General features: G+C 34.8%; 12 protein-coding genes and 1 pseudogene. 12 read left to right on the forward strand and 1 reads right to left on the reverse strand.

The features are described 5' to 3' along the window. Positions 1-4: 4 nt before the first annotated feature. The 11 genes and pseudogenes from guaA to FFM71_RS00650 all read left to right on the forward strand — a co-directional run bounded on the left by guaA (position 5) and on the right by FFM71_RS00650 (position 19,265). A complete protein-coding gene (gene guaA / locus FFM71_RS00595) occupies positions 5-1,570 on the forward strand; it encodes a glutamine-hydrolyzing GMP synthase (RefSeq protein ID WP_137610235.1) in 1,566 nt (521 codons plus the stop codon). A gap of 77 nt (positions 1,571-1,647) precedes the next feature. Then, positions 1,648-2,868, forward strand: coding sequence for a hypothetical protein (locus FFM71_RS00600; protein WP_137610236.1), 1,221 nt, complete (start codon positions 1,648-1,650; stop codon positions 2,866-2,868). 144 nt (positions 2,869-3,012) lie between these two features. After that, positions 3,013-4,244, forward strand: a pseudogene (locus FFM71_RS13550) (IS4 family transposase); the annotation flags it as partial. Positions 4,245-5,074: 830 nt separating this feature from the next. Beyond that, positions 5,075-7,567 carry an AAA family ATPase gene (locus tag FFM71_RS00615; RefSeq protein WP_137610238.1) on the forward strand — a complete coding sequence of 831 codons (2,493 nt, stop codon included), beginning with the start codon at positions 5,075-5,077 and terminating at the stop codon, positions 7,565-7,567. A 319-nt stretch (positions 7,568-7,886) separates the two neighbouring features. Beyond that, positions 7,887-8,345: a PTS sugar transporter subunit IIA gene (locus FFM71_RS00620; protein ID WP_137610239.1), complete on the forward strand. Its 459-nt coding sequence runs from the start codon at positions 7,887-7,889 to the stop codon at positions 8,343-8,345. Next, the gene (locus FFM71_RS00625; protein ID WP_137610240.1) at positions 8,342-8,656 is read left to right on the forward strand and encodes a PTS fructose transporter subunit IIB; all 315 of its coding nucleotides are present in this window, start codon (positions 8,342-8,344) and stop codon (positions 8,654-8,656) included. Before FFM71_RS00620 ends, FFM71_RS00625 begins: the two co-directional genes overlap by 4 nt. A gap of 3 nt (positions 8,657-8,659) precedes the next feature. Then, a complete protein-coding gene (locus tag FFM71_RS00630; protein WP_137610241.1) occupies positions 8,660-9,769 on the forward strand; it encodes a PTS fructose transporter subunit IIC in 1,110 nt (369 codons plus the stop codon). A 14-nt stretch (positions 9,770-9,783) separates the two neighbouring features. Beyond that, positions 9,784-12,453, forward strand: coding sequence for a glycoside hydrolase family 38 N-terminal domain-containing protein (locus FFM71_RS00635; protein WP_137610242.1), 2,670 nt, complete (start codon positions 9,784-9,786; stop codon positions 12,451-12,453). A 126-nt stretch (positions 12,454-12,579) separates the two neighbouring features. Beyond that, positions 12,580-14,526 carry a BglG family transcription antiterminator gene (locus FFM71_RS00640; RefSeq protein ID WP_171000423.1) on the forward strand — a complete coding sequence of 649 codons (1,947 nt, stop codon included), beginning with the start codon at positions 12,580-12,582 and terminating at the stop codon, positions 14,524-14,526. 244 nt (positions 14,527-14,770) lie between these two features. Further along, positions 14,771-15,664: a YitT family protein gene (locus FFM71_RS00645; RefSeq protein ID WP_137610244.1), complete on the forward strand. Its 894-nt coding sequence runs from the start codon at positions 14,771-14,773 to the stop codon at positions 15,662-15,664. 859 nt (positions 15,665-16,523) lie between these two features. Beyond that, positions 16,524-19,265, forward strand: coding sequence for a cation-translocating P-type ATPase (locus FFM71_RS00650; protein ID WP_137610245.1), 2,742 nt, complete (start codon positions 16,524-16,526; stop codon positions 19,263-19,265). A gap of 488 nt (positions 19,266-19,753) precedes the next feature. Here FFM71_RS00650 and FFM71_RS00655 read toward each other — a convergent pair whose 3' ends face one another. Then, positions 19,754-20,056, reverse strand: a complete 303-nt coding sequence (locus tag FFM71_RS00655; protein ID WP_137610246.1) for a hypothetical protein — start codon at positions 20,054-20,056, stop codon at positions 19,754-19,756. Positions 20,057-20,583: 527 nt separating this feature from the next. Between FFM71_RS00655 and glgB the strand changes: the two genes are divergently transcribed. Then, positions 20,584-22,464 carry a 1,4-alpha-glucan branching protein GlgB gene (glgB, locus tag FFM71_RS00660; RefSeq protein WP_373278778.1) on the forward strand — a complete coding sequence of 627 codons (1,881 nt, stop codon included), beginning with the start codon at positions 20,584-20,586 and terminating at the stop codon, positions 22,462-22,464. The last annotated feature ends 3 nt before the right edge of the window (positions 22,465-22,467 follow it).

Consider the following 22,467-nt stretch of genomic DNA (forward strand, 5'->3'; position numbering starts at 1 on the left):
AAAAATGGGGGAACTTGATTTGAGCAAGCAATGGCCTGATGCTGATAGCATCATCGTTCTAGACTACGGTAGTCAATATAACCAATTGATTACTCGTCGAATCAGAGATATTGGTATCTACTCTGAATTATTACCAAACACTATTACTGCTGCAGAAATTAAAGAAATCAATCCTAAGGGTATTATCCTTTCTGGTGGACCAATGAGTGTCTACGACAAGGATGCCTTTACACTTGACCAAGACATTTACAAGCTAGGAATTCCTATCCTTGGTATTTGTTACGGTATGCAATTGATGTCTTATAATCTCGGTGGAAAAGTTGAATCAGCTGACAACCGTGAATACGGACGTGCTGACATTACTGTTAAAGATACAGATTCTGTATTGTTTAAAGGCTTACCTGAAAAGCAATATGTATGGATGAGTCACGGTGACCTTGTAAGAGAAGCACCTACTGGCTTTGACGTTGTTGCTACAAGTAAGAATGCACCTATTTCTTCAATCGCTAATGACGAAAAGAAGATGTATGGTGTTCAATTCCATGCTGAAGTTAGAAATACTGAATTCGGCTTGGACATCTTAAAACACTTTGCCTTTGATGTTTGTGAAGCTGAAGCTAACTGGTCAATGGATGATTTCATTGATCAACAAATTGAAAAAATTCGTGATACCGTCGGTGACAAGAAGGTTCTTCTTGGACTATCAGGTGGTGTCGATTCTTCAGTTGTTGGTGTTTTGCTACACAAAGCCATTGGTACTCAATTGACAAGTATCTTCGTTGATCATGGTTTGTTACGTAAGAACGAAGCAGATCAAGTTATGGAAAGCTTGAAAGGTAAGTTTGGCTTGAACATCATTAAAGTTGATGCTCAAAAACGCTTCCTAGATAAACTTGCTGGCGTAACTGATCCCGAAAAGAAACGTAAGATTATTGGTAACGAATTTATCCAAGTGTTTAACGATGAAGCTACAAAGTTGGATGGAATCGACTTTTTGGCTCAAGGAACACTTTATACAGATGTTATCGAAAGTGGTACAAGTACTGCTCAAACAATTAAATCTCACCATAATGTTGGTGGACTTCCAGAAGATATGCAATTTAAGCTGATCGAACCATTGAGAACATTGTTCAAAGATGAAGTTCGTGAACTTGGTGAAAAATTAGGTATGCCACATGACCTAGTTTGGCGTCAACCATTCCCAGGGCCAGGCCTTGGAATTCGTGTTATTGGTGAAGTTACCGAAGATAAGTTACAAATCGTTCGTGATAGTGATTGGGTTCTTCGTGACGAAATTGCTAAGAACGGATTGGACGAAAAAATCTGGCAATACTTTACAGTCTTACCTGGAATTCGTTCAGTTGGAGTTATGGGTGATGGCAGAACTTACGATTATACAATCGGAATCCGTGCCGTTACTTCAATTGATGGTATGACAGCTGACTTTGCTCAGATTCCTTGGGATGTGTTGCAAAAGATCTCGGTTAGAATCGTAAACGAAGTTGATCACGTTAACCGTGTAGTTTATGATATTACGAGCAAGCCACCTGCTACTATTGAGTGGGAATAAAGTTAGTTTAATAATAAGTCATGTAAATTAGTTTTAATTTATGTGGCTTATTTTTATTACTAGGATAATGAGGAAAAATGAATATAATCGAATGTGTTTTATTTGTAATAGCGATATTGGCAGCCATATGGGGTTGGTTCGAATCTTTTTCCAGTCCATTCTTTTGGGAACTGTGTATTTGTCTGGCAGTATTTTCATTAATATTTTTTGTTTTTAAAAATGATTTTCCTAAAATGAGGAATGTAACTACAATAATATCTTTAATAGCCTTGGCAATATCCTTTTGGACTGTTGCAACTAGTATTTCCAGTCTTATTGAAAATGATGAAAAAAATAAAATACAAAAAAGAATTAATAAACCTAAATTTCAAACTACATTGACAGATCCCTGGAAAGTAGAAAACAATAATATAAACTACCCAATCTGGAAACTTACTAACTATGGTGAGAGTAGAGTTTCAATAGAGAGTATTAGTAATAAATTTTTTTTAACGAGTGTTATGAGAATCAATTATTTGATGGCTAAGTCGTATATCATACATTCTGAGACATATGCTCCCATAGTCATTCCATTACCATCAATGAGTGAAAGTATTTCAACTTTATCAGGAAATACAACTGGGACTCTTGCGATTGTTAATAGAGTTAATATGGTCTCTAATCTTTCCAAAGGAGATTGGGATAATTTCCAGAAAGAGTTCGAGGACGTGGGGAAAGACTCTAAAGGACTATCAGACTCACCTTCAATTAATGTCAATGGTCAGATATATAAACCTACACCTGCAAAAGTAATAAGAATTAAACAAAGTAATGGCGAACCTGGGAATGTAACATCAATAGATGTACCACAGGATTGGGGGATTTTATGTAAAACAAATATAAAATACAGAGTTGATGGAGGCGAGATTAAATCAAAGAGTTTACTTTCCTCCACTGACAATGGCCTGTGGGATTATGAAGTTAATAGGGATTTTTCAATAAGTGCATTAGATCAACTATATAATGATGCGAAAAAAGTTCCCAGCCTCAGATATTATTCTAAGGATTCTTATTTTAATATAGCCATTGATCAAATTAGACAGGCCGCTGCACAAAATCAATTATCTAGATTTTCATGGTATTTTGAGAAGAATTTTGGAAATAATTCTGAAAATATTAGGAATGCTAGATCAGTGTTCTCAAGCGACAAATCAAAAGTGATTGGAATACAAGAATCAGGAGTATCAGGTACTGTATCGTCAATTGATGACAAATATCCGCATTCTGTTCCGTATATTACTACTAAAAAAGACAAATAACGTGTAGTGCTAGTTGTTTAATTCAAATATTTTATATGAAATAACTAAAGGCTGAAAATTGTATAAAAATAGACATGAGCTTACTCATATCCTTATAATTAAGTCGCTAAAACTAATCTATAAGGAGTATTCATGTCCATGACTATTTTGCGTTCCGCAAATATCAGTAAAACAAAAGGTATTAGGGTAACGGGCTTGTTAGAATGGCTTATAACGTCCGTTTTTAAATGCTATTCCATTTTCAGGGCCGATAAAAGTATTAACAACAAGGACTGTTAGAAATTGTTTAAATGATTCTCATACTAATTGGCAAAAACTTGTTCAATTATTGACAATTAATCTAATATCCTACGTTGAACATTTTACAGATTCTAGAAGACGGCAAGCCTTAATAATAGATGATTCACTATTCAAACGTGAGTTTTCCAAAAATACTGAGTTACTAGCACGTGTTTTTGATCATGACAAACAGAAACTCTTTAATGGATTCCGCACTCTAACCATAGGTTGGAGTGACGGAAATACTTTTTTGAAAATTAACTTTGCATTAATGTCATCGTCAAAAAAAGAATCAGTTAGGCGTTTTTAAATGCTTTGATAAACGTTCCTTGGCATATAAAAGACGTGATCAAGCACAACGTAAGATGAGTGATGTAGCTCTTGAGCTAATAGATTCTGCTTTAAAAAGCGGAATAAAGGCTAAGTACGTTCTTTTTGATAGCCGGTATAGTTCACCACGTATGTTCTCTGAACTACTTCAACGTGGCCTTTTTGCAGTGGGAATGCTCAAAAAAGCTAAAAAAGTATACTTCCGCTATCGCGGTCGTACCATGGATGTAAAATCACTTTATGAAATCCTTTGTCGGACCAAGTGGTCCACAAAGGGGAAGTACCTATATAGTTCGATATTTACTTTTAACGTTGATGGTCAGGAATTGCCCGTTAAATTAGTATTTGTCACTAAACGTGGAGATAAGAATAACTATTTGGTTCTAGAAACAACGAAAACAAGTTTGGAATCTACTGATATAATTCAAATGTACGATCGCCGTTGGCAAATTGAAGGCTACTTCAAAGTAGCCAAACAATATCTCCAATTCGATAAAACACAAATCCAAAAGTATGATGGATTATGTGGTCACTTGGCTGTCGTTGCACTTGCTTACGATATTCTCGCCCTAAACCAGCGAGAATATATCGATGATAGAACGATAGGCGATATATTTTATGATTATGGACGAAGTTTACCTGATATTGCATTCGTTGATGCACTAGATTGGTTGATAAAATCGATAAATGGTCTAGTTGATAATTTTGAAATGGATTCCTCAGTATTGAATCAAATTTTTGACGAATTTATAAAAAGGATTACCTAGTGGCCTTATCGGGCCTACTAGATAATCCTTCACATTGAAAAAAAGTATTTTTCCACCACATCTCAAGTGTCTCAAGAGGTGTAATCTATTTTTGTACTTTCAACCTTTAGTAATATATTTATAACTAAGTTCAAAAATATGACCCTACCTGAAATAATACAATTTCTGATTACAAATAATTGCGTCAAAGTGAGAATGAATTTTTAATTAATATTGCAAATTGTTTATCTGAGTATCTGTAATTGTCATAAATAACATTGGGACACTTATAGAAAATAACTTCCGATAATATGATACAGTGAAAAGGCAGTTAACTGTAAGTTCAAATTCTTCGGTTCGTGATCTTGCAAGTAGCGATTTTGGAAGAAAAAAATAATGTAATAAGTTAAATGTAGAGCATGTAGGCAGTAGATTTATAAAATCTATGACTATTGGCTCCATTTTTTTATTCTTCGTCAAATCGTATTGATGAATGACACTGCTACTAAAGTAGGTGTTGGAGCATATGTAAACTCTTCAACTGGATTGATTTCAATCTCAGAAGATTTTGCTAAATAATAAGCATCACGGCACCATCGCTCAAACCACAATTGGTTTGGGCGTTTCTATAAATTTCACTTTTATTGGCTCTATTTTGTATACAAATATAGTGCATGGAAAGGAATAAATTAAAATGTATCACGTAATTACAAAATTAATTGATAGGTAGTCGTTAAAAATGACATATTAATAATTAAATACCTTACATTACATTTTTGATTATTCAATGTACAATGAATTTGTATTTAATTCGATTAAAATTGTGTAATTTATAAATTGGAGAGGTTATTATGAAATGGAATGAAATACGAATAAAAACACCATATTTGGTTTCTGATGATATTGATCTTAAATTTTTTCTTGCAAAGGTACAGAATGGTAATAAAAAAAGTGGTTCAACTATAAAAGATGAAAGAATTATTTCAATTTTTGGAAGAAATGGTTCAGGAAAAACAACAATTTCTAATGCTCTTCTCTTTTCACAATTACATGATAATCAAGTAGATGATGAAGGAATGGAGTTTATTCTTAATTACCATGATTCTGACAAAATCCAATCAAAATCCATTGAATTAGATGAGGAGGATAAGCAACGGATATATGTATACAATGAAAAGTTTGTTGATAGATATGTACGTGTTGAGCAAGATGAAAATCTGCAGGCAATAGTTATGTTATCAAATGATCCTGATTTAAGAGATAGATTATCTGATTTAGAGAAGTTTCAATCATCTATTTTGAAAGAAATTGAAGATGCAGATAATGAACTTGATTTATTTAAAAAAAATTTTCATGTTCAAAATGATTTAATGATTAAATCTAAAATTGAAAATCAACTTAAAGAACAAGGAAATTGGGCATCAATAGGTAAACATATACGTGGTACGGCATATAAGCAGAAGTTAGATAATACTACGTTCGAAAGCATAAGAAATACCGATGTGACGTGTGGAAATTCAGATATTGAAGGGAAACTATCTCAACTGTTACAAAAAGATTTAGATGATTTAGATCAGATTAGGGAAAAGAAACCTTTAAACAGGTTCGTATTGCCTGAAAATAATTCTAACGAATTAAAATGTGTATTTAACTTATTATCTACGGTAGTTACTAAGCCAAGTTTAAGTGGTGTTGAGAAACGTATAATACAGGTTCTGTCCAACAAGGGAATCAGTGAACTTAAAAATGATGAGAACGTATTTTTGAGTCCAGATACGGACTATTGTCCCACATGTTTTAGAAGTATAAGTAATCAGGAAAAGAAAAACGTGGTTCTTGCAGTGACGCATGTACTGGATATATCTCAGAAAGATCAAGAAAACAATCTTGTAAACCAACTCAAATCAATCAAAATTGATAAAATAGCTACGATTGATAAGAGTACCGAGATTAATAGCTTGTTTCCTAATGAAGTCGAACAGTACAATAAATCTGTTCAAACTTATAACTTAATGATTGATGATTATTCAAATGCAAAGAATATTAAAATTGATAATCCATTTTCAGTTCCCGAATTACCAAATTATGATGAAGATGGTTTATATAATGATATTTCTTTAGCTACAGATGTGTTAAGGTCCAGAATCGATGTTTATAATAGTACTTTTAATAATAATCAAATTATAAAAAAAGAGGCAGATTTTCTAAATTTAAACTTAGCTAAATTTCGTACCCGTGATTTATTCAATCAGTACGAACAGGCGATATCCGAACGGAAAAGGCTAACTCAAAAACTTGAAACGGCTAAGCAGCCATTGGATGGAAATAAACGAGAAATAGCTAGCATTAAACTACGACTTTCTGAACAAAAGATTGCGCTTGATCAAATAAATGATAGATTGGCTCATGTTTTCATGGATCATGAACGACTAAAGCTTGTTGAAGGTGAAAATTGTTATCTAGTTAAATCTCGAGGTGAATTTATTGGTTTGAATCAATTGTCTGTTGGTGAACGAAATGCGATTAGTTTGTGTTATTTCTTTTCTAGAATTAATTCAAACCGTAGTGTGGAGTCAGCTTTTAAACAGCCATGTTTAATTGTGTTGGACGATCCCATTTCAAGCTTCGACTTCGAAAACAAAATTGGTATTTTATCATTATTGAGAGAAGAACTTGAACATGTATTACTTGGTAATAATGATAGTAAGGTTCTTGTAATGACACACGATGCAGAAATGTTTCGACATATTTCAAAAGTATATGATGATATAGATGAGAAACGTAGCACGCTTTTTAAATTAGGGAAAACCAAAATAAACAAAATTGTTAGCCACAATTATCAATTGTCTTCAGGAATATTATCTGACGTCGGTGTTAGATCTTTTAATGATTATAGTCAGCAACTTCAAACGGTATATGATTACGCATGTGCATCAGATATCCCTTCAAATCTTACTGAGGAGCAATCCATTCGGAAGGATGATTTATATATTGGAAATGTTATGAGACGTGTGATTGAGGCGTTTTCCACTTTCTGTTACCAAAAAGGTATTAGTGCTATTTTTAATGATCCGGACATTATGGAACAAATTCCGAAAAACCATCGTGCATTTTTGGGAATATTTATGTATAGACTGGTATTTAATTCAGAAAGCCATAGTGAGGAGAATATAAAATCTCGTCCGGACAGTAACTCTGTGGATTTTATATCACATGATGAACTCAAAAAAACAGCAAAACTATTGCTAGTTTTTATGAATGATTTGAATTCTTTGCATTTACAAAAGAATATACAAGAATTCGATAAAAATGAAGTAGCTGATTGGGGGAAATTGGCAGAGTAATAGATTTTTATCAATTTTACTAAAACGTGATAAGCAAAGTGTTTTAACAAAAGGTACCTCTTAAATGAGATACCTTTTTGTTTTACTTATTTTTTATCCTAGATTCGTTCAAATATCTAATTTTTAAAAGGAACCATACCTAATATTCCCTATCTTACAAAGGCATTCACCCATCCCCAACTTTTAAATTCAAAAAAATCATAATTCAGCTCAACCCATTTCCAAATCAATTGGAAATAGCTTACCATTACAAATTCTTGCCAATACATATAATTGTAATTGTAAGCGGTTACGAGAAAAGCTGAGAGGAGGTAACACAGTGGAATTAAGTGAGAAGGATATTTTATTGCATGTCAAAGTAGCAGACCGTGATGAGCTATTGAGATTAATTTCTAAAAGAGCTGAAGAACTTGGAAACACGAATTCAGCTGAAAATTTATTTAAGGCATTTATAGAACGTGAAAAAGATTACTCAACTGGTTTACAAGAAGGTTTTGCAATACCACATGCAAAAACAAATTTCGTAAAAAACGTTGGCATCATTTATGCGAGGTTGGACATTCCAATTGATTGGGAAACATATGATGACCAACCAGTAACAGATGTTTTTGCTCTTATGGTTCCGGAAGCAAATGCCGGAACTACACATTTACAAATGTTGTCTAATCTAGCAACTGAGTTGTTAGAGGATTCATTCAAACAGCATTTACGAGAATTAGATAATCAAAAGGATATTTCAGAATATATTTCAAAAAAGATGGGAGTGGATGTTTTATGAATATCGTAGGAATTTCAGCATGTCCAGCAGGTTTAGCACATACACCAATGGCAGCAAAGGCATTGGAAAAAGCAGGTAAAGAATTAGATTATAATGTCAAAATTGAACAACAAGGTTCAATGGGACCTGTTAATGTAATTACTCAAGAAGAAGCCGATGATGCAGCATTTGTCTTAATTGCTTCTGATCAAAAGATTACTGGTATGAATCGTTTTAAAGGCAAGAAAGTTATCCGTGTCGATATTAACGTTTGTATTAAAGCTCCAAAAGCCGTTTTGAAGAAATGCGTTACCGCAGTCGGGGAGGCATAAGTCATGAAAAAGCTATTAGCCGAATGGAAAGGTTTCTTAATGAGTGGTATCTCATATATGATTCCTACAGTTATTGGTGGTGCCATGATTGTTGGTATTCCTCAACTGATAGGTATGATGTTTGGGGTTAATGATTTAAGCAAATATAAGAGTGCCGGAAATGTATTTTTCCACATGCTTTATCAAATCAATCAAGTTGGTTGGATTGGTATCGGATTAGTTAACTTGGTTATTGCTGGTTATGTTGCATATGCTATCGGTGATAAACCAGCTTTAGGCGCCGGCTTTATCGGTGGTCAATTAGCTACAACACTTCAAGCTGGATTCTTAGGTGCTTTAGTCGCCGGATTCGTTGCTGGATATGTAGCAAGATGGTGTAGAAAGATTAAAGTTGGCGATGCTTGGAAGTCAGCAATTCCTTTGTTGGTCGTTCCACTTTTAACAACTGGTGCCGTTGCATTAGTACTGGGTGTCGTGTTGGCAACGCCATTATCAGCCTTAAATCTAGGTTTGGTTGCCTGGGTAAAGGGTATGATTGCAAATCATACTAACGGTGCTATCGTCGCAATTGTTTTAGGAGCAATGATTGGTACTGACTTAGGAGGTCCTATTAATAAAGCCGCATGGATGGTTGGTAACATCTTATTCATTGAAGGTATTTATGGACCAGCTCTAATGACAAACGTTGCTATCTGCTGTATTCCATTGGGCTATGCTTTGGCAACATTTATTTATCCAAGAAAACGCTTCTCAGATGAAATGTTCATGGCAGGTCGTAACAACTTAATTATGGGTTCGTTTGGTATTACCGAAGGTGCTATTCCATTTACCTTAGTTAGTCCACTTAAATTGTTATTTGTAAACGTAATTGGTGGTGCTCTTGGATCACTAACTGGTGAAGTATTAGGTATGACATCACATATTCCTCCATTGGGTGGCCTTCCTGGGATTATCACAGCCGATAATAAGTTAGCATATATTGCTGGAATTTTGGTCGGTGCCTTGTTCATTGCTGTTGTTGCACCATTGGTTGTCGATTTTAGTGTAACCTCAGACGATGAAGAAGAGGACGTCGATACTGACGATATTAAATTGGATATTTCAGGTATTTAGGAAGGAGTTTTACTTTGGATTCTAAAACAGTACACGTATTTCCACATACACATTGGGATAGAGAATGGTATTTTACAACCTCTCGTTCAAAAGTTTATTTATTAAAAGATCTTCATGACGTAATTAATAATTTGGAAAGTAATAACGGATATGACCGCTTTATTTTAGATGGTCAGGCATCACTAGTAGAGGACTACTTAAATTGGCGACCTCAGGATCGTCTAAGAATTAAACAATTAGTTATAGATAATAAATTAATTATCGGACCATGGTTCACACAAACAGATCAATTCGTTATTTCAGGTGAAAGCATTGTGAGAAATCTCCAATGTGGGATGGATGTTTGCAAAGAACTTGGTAAATATATGAATGTTGGTTATGTTCCGGATTCATTTGGTCAAGAATCAAGCATGCCCCAAATTTACAAGGGATTTGGGATTGATGATGCCATGTTCTGGCGTGGTGTCTCTGATGAAGATGTAAAGCATAACGAATATGTCTGGAAAGGTGAAGATGGAAGTAAAGTCAATGTCTATCAAATACCTTGTGGTTATTATGTTGGAGGCATTATTGATGAGACAAAGCTCGGAGATATTATGCATGAAGAACCTTTCAAATCAATCGTAAATAGATCAACGACTAATCAAGTAGCATTTCCTAATGGATTTGACCAAGCTCCAGCACGTAAAGATTTACCAGAAGTTATTAAAAAGTTAAACGAAGAAAATAGTGAATTTAACTTTAAAGTAAGTTCTATCGAAGAATATATTGCGGCTGTTAAAAATGAACATCCAGAACTGGATCAAATTGAAGGTGAATTGACTAACGGAAAGAATATGAGAATTCACAAGTCAATTTATTCATCAAGATCTGATATTAAAAAGCTCAATACCAATTTGCAATATTATTTGGTAAATATATTGGAACCAGTACTCACGATGGGTGAACAATTTGGAGTTGATTATCCCAATGATGCTGTAAAAGATATTTGGAAATTAATGTTTGAAAATGCTGCACATGATTCTATTGGTTCATGTGTATCGGATACAACAAACCAAGATATTTCTATGAGATATAAACAAGTTCGTGATATTAGTACCAGCTTGGTTGAAGTAACACTGCGTCAAATTTCTACACAAATTAAGAATAAAAGAACTGAGCCAATTACACTTACAGCATTTAATACATTGCCAATCAATCGAACAAGTCTAGTTGAAAAGACATTCTATGTTCCTGAGAAGAACTTCAGTATTGTTGACGACGATGGTAATAATGTTCCGTTTACGATTGAATCAATCAAAGATACTTCAGAGTATATTTTGAATCAAACTATTCAATTGAACCCTGGTAAGAAGATTTATAAACCGGATCATATTTATACAGTTAAGGCTTATATTTTTGTGAAGGATGTTCCTGCAATGGGATACAAGCAGCTGTATCTCAATGAAGAGAAAAAGAATTTTGCTTTATCAAATGGCGACAATACTATGGAAAATAAATTTTATAGTATTTCGATTGAAGATAATGGTAGTTTGACGATTACCAATAAAGCTGATGGTAAAGTTTACAGCAATCAGGGAATTTTGGAAGAAAACGGTGATGATGGCGACTCATTCAACTATTCACCTGCTAAAAAAGATATGGTTATCTATTCAACTGATCAGTCTAACAAAATCAATGTGAAAAATTCTGATTTGATGAGTATTGCAAGTATTCATTATGACTTTAAACTTCCCAAGGATTTGAACGAACGTGCTGACGGTACCATTAGTTCTGACATGCCGGTCGATGTAAGAATCCAACTGGATAATGACTCAAGTTTGATTAAATTTAGTGTCAAAATTGATAATAAACACGTTTTGGATCACAGGTTGTGTGCTGATTTCAGTACCGGAATTGCATCTAAATTCTCTATTGCTGATCAACAATTTGGTACATTAAAACGTCCTGTATATCGTGAAGAAGCAATGAAATTATGGAGTGCCAATAAAGATAAGTGGAATGAAAAACCGATCAGTATTGAAACTTGTCAATCATTTGTATCATTAGCAAATAATGCAAACACATTCTCAGTATTACCTCAAGGCGTAAGAGAATATGAAATTATTGATAATGAGTATTCAACTATTCGGTTAACGTTATTTAGAACATATGGAATGATGGGTAAAGTTGATTTACTTTATCGTCCGGGTAGAGCATCCGGTGAAAAGGTTATTGCAACTCCAGATGCGGAATTATTGAAAGATATGACCTTTGACTTTGGTATTGCTATAACGGACAAAGATTTTGAGCATTCCAATGTTGCTAATATGGCAAAAGACTTTGATACAAGTATTCAAATGTATGAGTATGCCGATTTTCTAAATGGCAGATTGATTTTCGAATTAGATGACGTAGATAGAACTCAGAATTCAAATTATAGTATGTTACACACAAATGGTAATTTGATTCTAAGCACGTTGAAAAAAGCCAATCGTAGAAGTGGTTATATTGCCAGATTCTATAATGGGAATCTTTCAAACAATATTGATGATTCAATTACCTTTGCTAACAAACCTACTCGTGTAGAAAGAGTTGATTTGAAAGAAGATAAAATTGAAGAGTTAGACGTTGATAATTCTAACAGTGTAAGTCTTGATGGAATTAGCCATGCTAAAATTGTTACACTTTACTTTGAATATTAATAAAATCAAATTAATAAAAATATTTTAAAAATGGCGAACTCCTATTTAGTTAGAATAGGGGCTCGCTATCTTTATCTAAAAATATTTTATATTGATTTACTTTATTGAGAAAGGAGCATGTATAATTTGGAATTTGAATACCCACGGTTAAGACAATTGATTTTTATAATAATTACAGCTAATAAAGAAATAAATGGCAGTACATTAGCGAGTGAATTAAAGGTTAGTGAAAGAACACTCAGAAGTGATATAAAAGTTTTAAATAAAGAACTTCAAAAATATAAATTGGAAATTGTAAACGTCAGAGCCAAAGGATATAAAGTGATTGTTAACGATAATGATTTGTTTGATGAATTTAAAAGAAATGTTGTTGAACATGATCAATCATTTCCGGTAAATACTTATGAAGAACGAATTAAATATTTACTTTTGATTTTGATCAATGCTCGAGAACCCGTTTCAATCGATTATATTTTGGATAGTATTTTTATCAGTTACAACACGTTAAATAATTATCTTGCAGAATTAAAAAACACGTTAGAAAAATATCATCTTGGTCTCCACAAAAAAGGCGAAACAATTGAATTGGTTGGAACTGAAATTGATAAAAGGGCATGTATTATAGATAAGTTGGAGGATAAGAATTATAAAGAATATATAATGCAGTTCTCAAAAAGTGAAAAGAACTTATTTACCAACGTTGATTTGGATTTATTGTTGCGGCTTGTCAGTTCCTTCTTTGAAAATCATTTTACAGAAATTTCCGATTATACTCGTAAAAATATTGCTGTTCATCTTGCATTATCGATATCTAGATCTAAGTCTGGTCACATTATGGAATCTTTCTCAAAAAACGTTTTACTTAAACCAGAGACGGAACCAATATTCTCCGAGTTTTTTAAGACTATTAATAGTGAATTCAATATTGATATATCCGAGCCTGAAAGAAAATATGTTATATATCACATCGCCCTCAATGACCCCAACATTATTTTGAACAAATCACAAGAATTAAATCAGGAAATAAAATGTAGTATCGAATTATTTCTAGATAAAATTATGAATATATATGAATTTGATTTTCATAATGATGATGTTCTTAAAAAGAATTTATACCAGCATTTAAAATCGGTAGTAAAAATTAACTCGTTAGAACAGACAAGAAAGAACCCATTACTTGATGTTATTTTGTCAACTTTCCCACTTGCATATGAGGTTACTGCAACATCGGTTGATGTAATAGAAGATAAATTAAAGTTAAAGCTTTCTCGAGATGAGATTTCATTTATTACTCTACATGTCGGAGCTTCTTTAGAAAGAAACAGTGGGACAAGTTACAGTAAAAAGAATGCAGCAATCATTTGTGGATCAGGTACAGCGACGGCATCCCTATTGCGTGCTAAATTAAGCAGTTTTGATGATTATCTTAATATCACAGGTATCTATTCATATGCTGAGTATCAAACTAAAGATTTATCAAAGAATGATTTTTTGATTTCGACGGTTCCTTTGCTTGGTAGTAAATTGCCAATCGTACAAATTGATTTGGCAAATTATGCTAGCGATAGTATGGAATTGTACGAATTTTTAACTACTACTTTGAATGATGAGAAGAATTTGAATAATCTATTTCAAAGCGATTCAATTTTTATTAATAAAAAGCCTATTTCGCGTAAGGAAGCATTAAACTTTTTATGTGATGAGATGGAAAAATTGGATATAGTTAATCCTGATTTCAAGGATAAGATGTTTGAACGTGAAAACATGTATTCCACAGCTATTGGTGGACAAATTGCAATTCCACATCCTATAAAGGCTTCATCAAAACAATCTCGTGTTGGATTACTTATCTCTAATGATCCTATTAGTTGGGATGAAAATGGTAATAAAGTTAAATATGTATTTTTACTTGCAATTAGACCAGAAGATTATCCTAAGATTCAATCATTATTCAGTTTCTTAGTTAATTTACAAAATGACGAAAAATTCAAGAATATGATTTCAAAATGTAAGTCTTCCGATGAAGTTATGGTAGTTATTAAATATTCTATAAAGAATAGTCAGTTGAATTAGTTTTATTTTGTTATTTTTAACTTTTTGAATTTCAAACTTCAGATCTTTAAATATAGAACTAGATGGCGTTTATAGGGAAGGTCTCTATAAACGCTATTATTTTGGCTTAATTATTGTCAGGTTTTACAAATGTACTAATAGCAATAAAGATAATACGTACCACTATTAATATTCACAAATTCAAAACAATGAAGTGTACACTAATATTAATAGCAAAAAAATTATTATATTGGAGGGGAAAAATATGAATTTCAAATGGTGGACCAAATATAATAGTTTGGAACTATTAATGATTACCCTAGGATGTGCTATCTATGCCTTTAGTTTGGATATGATTTCGATTCCCAATGGCCTGGCCGATGGTGGGTTGAGTGGTATTACATTGATTATCCGATATTTCTTTCACATCAACCTTGGTGTGAGTACTTTAGTTCTTAATATCCCGTTGATATTAATTGGTATCCGATTCTTGGGCAAGCGGGTTATGTTCTATACGATGTATGGAACACTTTGTTTGTCACTATTTTTAATATTATGGTCTCATCAAACTATCATTAAACCGTTACCATTGAGACATGATTTACTGTTATCATCCCTTGCTGCGGGGGTATTATCTGGACTCGGCATTGGATTGGTTTTTCGTTATAACGGAACCACCGGTGGTAGTGATATCATCGCGCGTGTCGGTCAGATGAAGTACGGCGTTTCGTCTGGTAAAGGAATTTTAATCATGGATTACGTGGTATTATTTTTATCGTTATCATATTTGGACTTTTATCATATTATGTATTCACTAATTGTTAGTTTCATTTTGGCAAGAATGATTGATTTCGTGCAGGAAGGTCCCAATCGTGCCAAGACATTGCTTATTATTTCTGATAAATATGAAAAGATTACGCAGTTAATTGACATTACACTTGATCGTGGCTGGACATATCTGAACGCTGAAGGTGGCTATCAAAACGATGAAAAGAAGATTATTTATCTGGTGATTCAACCGCGTGAAGTACCACAATTAAAACAATTAATTAAATCTGTTGATTCCAAAGCCTTTGTTACTGTGCTTGATGCGCATGAAGTAATCGGTGAAGGATTTAGCTATGAGCGCAAGAGATATCACATTAGTTTGCATAAATAATTAAATTAGAAAACCTCTAAACCGTAATGGCTTAGAGGTTTTTTTAGATAATCACTAAAGGTTGAAAGTTTAGGTAAGTATGCCGTTTCCAGAGCTGAGAGTATTCAATTGCTGCGCGGAACGGCCCGAGCCTGGGAAGCGGTCTCGAACCTCGGTTGAAGCCTGCAAAACCCGCGAGTCTTCAACACGCCCGGTGGTGTAATTGCTGAAGCAATAACGCCACTTTCGCTGCAAATGAATACCCTCAGCTCTTCCAACTAATTTATTTTTTTAATAGCAGAATCAACAAAATGAAACTCTTGATTATTTAAATATATTAGCTCTAAGCCTGAAATAACAAGGGTTATAATAATTTTTTACCTTTCAACCTTCAGATAATCAGCTAAAGGTTGAAAGTTTGATGCAATATGCCGTTTCCAGAGCTGAAAGTATTCATATGCTGCGCGGCACAATCCGAGCCAAAAAGCGGTCTCGAATCTCGGTTGAAGCCGAACCCCGAACCGGTAAGTCTCCAACGCGCCCGGTGGTGTAAGAGTAAAATTCTAACGCCACTTTCGCGGCAAATGAATACTTTCAGCTCTTCCAACTAGTTTTTTAATAATAAGAATGTCAAATTTTGAACTTTTGCTTAACTAAATTGGTAAATAAATTGAATTTAGGACTGTCACAGCAATATTTATAGCACTTTTTCACTGTTCAACATTCAGATAATCAGTTTTAAGAAAATAGCTACGATTTTATTCAATATCTAGATAATATATTTCTAAATATTAAAGCACCTGTTTAGGAAGCCACGATAACATTTGTTAAACTATAATAAGATACTTATCAAATATGCCAAATTGAAGGAGGCGTGGATATGTTTTACAATCAAGATAAAAACGATGTACTAGCTGAATTAAAAACCAGTCGTCACAAAGGATTAACAAAAAAAGAATCTCAATTACGACTCGAGAATTACGGAAGAAATGAGATGCAACAAGATCCACCCACGCCGATTTGGAAAATTTTTATTCATAGTTTCAAAGAACCACTCGTCATAATTTTATTATTAGCAATTTTATTATCAGTTATTAGTGGAGTTTATGATTTAGCGAGTAATGGCAATCTGAAACATGCTATGTCTTCATTTTATGAAGCAACTGCTATTCTGATTTTGATACTGATCAATAGTGGTTTGTCTGTCTGGCAAACAATCAGCGCTCGGAAATCTTTGGATAGTCTCAAACAAATGAATGATCATCAAGTTTCTGTTTTACGTGATGATGACTGGGAAAAAATTTCAGCCAATTTGCTGGTTCCTGGGGACATAATTAGCGTAAAAATGGGGGACTTCATTGAAGCAGATGTCCGTTGGGTTAAGGTTTCGGAACTACAAGTTCTTGAGTCACACTTGACTGGAGAATCTGACCCTATCAATAAGACTGTCGAAATTCTATCTGAAGACACTGACTTGGGTGACCGCACAAATATGGGCTATTCGGGTTCAACGGTGACCAATGGTAATGGTTATGCTGTCGTGGTTGCGACTGGAATGAATACGGAATTGGGTAAGATTGCTGGATTATTGAATGATACGCCTGATTCCAAAACTCCTATCGAAAAAACAGTTAACGAATTAACTCGAAAATTAATGTATGTTGCTGGTGGAGTGGTGCTGTTCACGTTAGTTGCTGGTTCATTTAAAATTTGGCTGACAACGGGAACTTTTTCTTTTACTAGCTTTACGGCAATCTTATCAACGGCAATCGCCCTGGCAGTGGCTGCTATTCCCGATGCGTTACCAGCTGTCTTGTCGATTGTTTTAACGATTGGGGCCACTGTTCTGACAAAGAGCAAGGGCTTGATAAAGTCGCTGAATAGTGTGGAAACACTGGGATCAACAACGTTTATTGCTTCAGATAAAACTGGAACTCTGACCAAAAACGAAATGACCGTGACTAGATTTTTCGCCAATGGCAGTGACTTTGAAGTTGAAGGTCGTGGTTATGATCCGTTAGGCGAGATAACTCCCAAAACCGAAGTTGCATCGGCGAGGCAATTTATCATTGCGAGTATTTTAAATAACGAAGCCAATGTTTCTAAGAATGAGAATGGGAATTATGTACCATTCGGGAATCCAACTGATGTTGCATTGGTAGTTTTAGGATTGAAATTCGGTTTAGATCGGCACCAATTGTTAAATCAAAAGGCGGAACTAGATTACGATATTCTGAAAGTTTTTCCCTTTGATAGCACGAGAAAAATGATGAGTGTCGTTATTAAAAGTGGCGATGAATTCAAAATCTTGACCAAGGGTGCACCTGACGTTTTGCTTAACAAGTCTGTTTCAGGTACTGACCGTGATATATATGAAGAAAAAATTTCAGCATTTGCTAAGGATGCCTTGAGAACCTTAATGGTTGGTGAACGGATTATTACGGAAGAGCAGGCACTGAATGCACCGATGGAAGCATTGGAACAAGATATTACGCTACTAGGTCTTGCTGGGATCATTGATCCGCCGCGTGAAGAAGTTAAGCAATCAGTTGAAACACTTCATAATGCGGATATAAATGTCGTGATGATAACGGGTGACCATGCCAAAACAGCGGCAGCAATCGCTATCAAGTTAGGAATTATCGCTGATGAAAATGCTCAGGTCGTGGAAGGAAAGCAGATTGATAGATTAACTGATGACGAGTTGTTTGAAAAAGTTGAGGATATTCGAGTATACGCTCGAGTTTCTCCAGAACACAAGCAACGAATCGTTAATCAGTTGCAACGCCATGGTGAAGTAGTGGCCATGACTGGTGATGGTGTCAATGATGCGCCGGCTTTACGTGCTGCTGATATTGGTGTCGCAATGGGAATCAATGGAACAGATGTAACAAAGGATTCGGCTGATCTGATTTTGTTGGATGATAAATTTACAACAATTGAACATTCAGTTGAAGCTGGTCGAACGATATTTACTAATATTAAAAATTTTATGCGTCATGAATTAACGACTAATGTGGCTGAGGTTTTGTCATTGATGTTAGGACTACTCTTAATAACACATGACATTGGCAACGTCAGTAGTAATACGCCGACACTTACGGCCTTAATGGTGCTGTGGGTAAATATGATCAGTGACGCATTGCCATCATTTGCTTTGGGATACGATGTTCCAGAGTCAGATATTATGAATGAACCACCTCGGGACACTCATAAATCGATTTTAGCCGATGGGATGTTAAATAGAATTATTGTTCGTGGAGTTACGATGGGAGCTGTAGTTTTCATCGCCTTTATCCTTGCAGCTAGAAGTGGGATGCAAGTTGAGGAGGCTCAAACGGTAGCTTTCTTAACGTTAGTTTTCGGTCAATTGTGGAATGTTTTCGATGCGAGAAGTTCTAAAACTATATTCCACCGTAATCCCTTCAGTAATCCCAAGTTGATTATGGCTGTAACATTTTCAGCACTAAGTTCAATTTTAGTGACCATAGCACCATTTTTTAATGAAGTAATGGGAACTGCCAGACTAAGTGGTGGCGTGTATTTAGCAGTGATATTTTTACCAGCGGTACCACTGTTCTTAATCTCCGGTATTAAAGCGTTGATGTTAAAAAATAAATAATGTGATGCAGGTTAATAATGGCATCAAGATTTCAAATATAACTAAAGCTTAGTTAAGTATGCCGTTTCCAGAGCTGAGAGTATTCAATTGCTGCGCGGAACGGCCCGAGCCTGGAAAGCGGTCTCGAACCTCGGTTGAAGCCTCGCAAAACCCGCGAGTCTTCAACGCGCCCGGTGGTGTAATTGCTGAAGCAATAACGCCACTTTCGCTGCAAATGAATACTCTCAGCTCTTCCAACTAGTTTATTTTTAATAGCGGAACAGTAAAATGAAGACTTCCGCTTATTTAAATAAATTAGCTTTAGGCTTGTAACAACAACGGTTATATCACTTTTTCAACTTTCAATCTTCAGTTATTTAAATAAATTAGTTTTAGGTCTGTAATGAACAACGATGGCTATATTAATTTTTCACCAGAATATAACAAACAAGCTCGCCAACACTTTTCAATTAAGTGGTGGCGAGCTTGTTTGTGTATTGTCATAAATTTTACTTTTCGCTCAAATCCAATAAATTATTCTTAGGATCGTGATACAAGATAGCAGCAGATCCAATATTTCTAAGTTCACGCCACCAGTTCTCTTGATCATCCGAAAAAGTCAATCCTTCAGTATTTCGAATATAATTCACAGCACTGGACGCATGCGCAGCCAAATCACTAATGTCAGTTCCTGCTTCAAGACGTTTGTAGGCTTTCAATAATGGAGCTTGCAAACGTGAATCAGTCGTAGAGTTATAAAATTGTTTGATTAAAGTCTTAGCTTGGATAAGTTGATCATTTGTTTCAGTCATGTCAGTGAACCTTTCCAAAAATATCATTATTATTAAAGAATCACCAGTCGGAAGAGATGAGAAATATTTATCAGCTCAGGAGACGGCCAATTAATAACTATTAATAAATAATTATATCACCAAGCCATATCAATTCTAAAAATTTGGCGGATTGTCAAATACTGATTTAAGTGTTTTTAATAATAAATGACAGTACTGATTTTTAATAAAATAATTCAATTGGTATATGTCAAAAAAGAACAAAATATAGTCCTTATTGTGAACTAATGAACTTTTACTAAGTCTAACGAGTCAAAAAAGTCATAAAACTGACAATTAACAAATGACATCTTGTATAGAAGAAAACGAAAAATCGCTTAAATGCCACTATATCAGCGTATAATTAACATAAATTTATTCGATATAATTTAAACAAAAAAATGAATACAATTGCTAATAACTAACTTATAATGAAGTTGGAATCGGATGTTTAAATATATATAGTTCAGTATTTCACGTTTCTTTGAAGGGAAGTGATCGGGTTGGTATTGAAAGATACATTAGCTGATAAAAGCTACTTATTCAATACGGGGAAATCTTTTAAAAGCTATGGATTCCTAGGTTGTCACTTGCACGATGAAGGTCAGGCAGAATTTAATGTTTGGGCTCCAAATGCTAAATCCGTCGCAGTTGTTGGTGATTTCAACGATTGGCAAGATAGTGCAATGGAACAGATTGAAAATACAGGTGTCTGGCATATTTCTGTAAATAATGTCGAATTGGGTAATCTGTACAAATTTGCAATCGTTGGACCTGATGGTGAACGTAGCTTGAAAATTGATCCGTACGCAACGCAGTTTGAACGAAAACCTGGAGATGCAGCAGTTATAACTCCTCAAATTGAGCACAAATGGCATGATGGTTTGTGGCTCGGACGAAGAAAGCGGAGTAAACCTGAACAACGACCGTTGAATATTTATGAGGTCCATCTTGGTTCTTGGAAGCGACATGATAACAACAGCTATTATACGTATTCTGAATTTGCCGATGAATTGATTCCTTATGTTAAAAATCTTGGTTACACGCATATTGAATTGATGCCTATCATGGAACATCTACTCGATGCTTCTTGGGGTTATCAGCAATTAGGATATTTTGCCACTACGAGTCGTTTCGGAAGTCGAGAGGATTTCTTAGAATTTATTGATAAGTGTCATTTGGCAAATATCGGTGTCATCGTTGATTGGGTTCCGGGTCATTTTATTAGAAATTACGATGCACTTTATCAATATGATGGTACACCGACGTTTGAATATCAGGATAAAAATCGTGCTAACAATAAACGCTGGGGTGCTTGGAATTTTGATTTGGGTAAGTCACAAGTTCAGAGTTTTCTGATTTCGAGTGCCATGTATTGGATTGATGAATGTCACTTGGACGGATTGCGAGTTGACGCGGTTTCGAACATGCTTTATTTAGATTATGATGATGGCAAAGAAAATTTGACCAATAAGTACGGAGATAATCGTAATTTAGAGGGTATCGAATTTTTGCAAAAACTGAATCAGGTCGTTCATCAGGAACATCCCGACGCATTGATGATTGCCGAAGAATCCTCAGCATATAAAGGCGTGACAGATGTTGTTTCTAATGGTGGCTTGGGATTTGACTACAAGTGGAATCTCGGTTGGATGCACGATACGTTGAAATTTTTCGAAATGGATCCGTTGTATCGTCACGATCACTACAATTTATTAACCTTTGCTTTTGTTTACATGTACAATGAAAAATTTATTTTGCCATTTTCTCACGATGAGGTTGTTCACGGCAAGAAATCTTTGATGCATAAGATGCCGGGGGACCGTTACAACCAATTCGCCAACCTTAGGACGATGATTACTTATTTATTAGCCTTTCCAGGTAAAAAATTAACCTTTATGGGATCGGAATGGGGTCAATTTTTGGAATGGCGGGATTGGAGTCAGCTGGAATGGGTTGATTTGAAAGATCCTTTGAATCAAAAAATGCATGAATTTACACAGGCTATAAATCATGTTTACCACGATGAACGACCACTTTGGGAACAGGATCATGTACCTGAAGGAATGATTTATTCCAATACTGATGATAACGAAAGCTCAACGATGGGCTTTATTCGTCAGGGTAAGAAGAAACGTCAATTTGTTGTGGCAGCATTTAATTTTGTGCCGGTTGAGAAACAGGATTATCGTATCGGGGTTCCATATTCAGGTGATTATGAATTACTTATTAATACGGAAGATGAGCGCTTTGGTGGTACTTGGACTAAGTTGGAAACGCAATTCACAGCAGATAAAACGCCTTTTAACGGGCAACCTGCTAGTTTTACGGTGACACTTCCAGCTATGGGAGCGCTATTGATTCGACCAACCAAACTTAATAGAGGGTGAGTC

This window comes from Companilactobacillus huachuanensis (assembly GCF_005404815.1).
Taxonomy (GTDB): Bacteria; Bacillota; Bacilli; order Lactobacillales; family Lactobacillaceae; genus Companilactobacillus; species Companilactobacillus huachuanensis.